This window comes from Acidisphaera rubrifaciens HS-AP3, from assembly GCF_000964365.1.
In the GTDB taxonomy this organism is placed as follows: Bacteria; Pseudomonadota; Alphaproteobacteria; order Acetobacterales; family Acetobacteraceae; genus Acidisphaera; species Acidisphaera rubrifaciens.
On record NZ_BANB01000952.1, the window covers coordinates 1 to 333 of the forward strand.

Below are 333 nucleotides of genomic sequence, written 5' to 3' on the forward strand. Positions count from 1 at the left end.
GCAACGTTTCTTCCATGGCCGTGGGGCGCGCGTGGGGTGCCGGGGCTGTGGCAGACGTGTGCGGCGCATGCGGGGATGGCAGGTGCGCGAACCGTTCGCCCTCGGCCATGTGCTGCGCCCGGAAATAGTCAGACCCGCCGGACTCGTATTGATGCCCCAGCGCCGCCGCATCCGTGCCGCTCTGTGCCTGCCGAAGCTGCGCCAACAGACCGGCATACTGCGGGGTCTGTAATTCGTGCTCCATGAAGCCCATGTTGGCCGCGTCGGAGTGCCAGTCCAGGCCGTGTTCAGCGGCCCACTTCAGGAACTCGGCACGACGCGGGCCATGCCACT

1 protein-coding gene is annotated in these 333 nt (G+C 67.6%); it reads right to left on the bottom strand.

All coding sequences use genetic code 11. The features are described from left to right. A partial coding sequence (locus B8460_RS22470) for a phage tail tip lysozyme (protein WP_048863260.1) occupies positions 1 to 333 on the bottom strand: 333 nt, incomplete at both ends.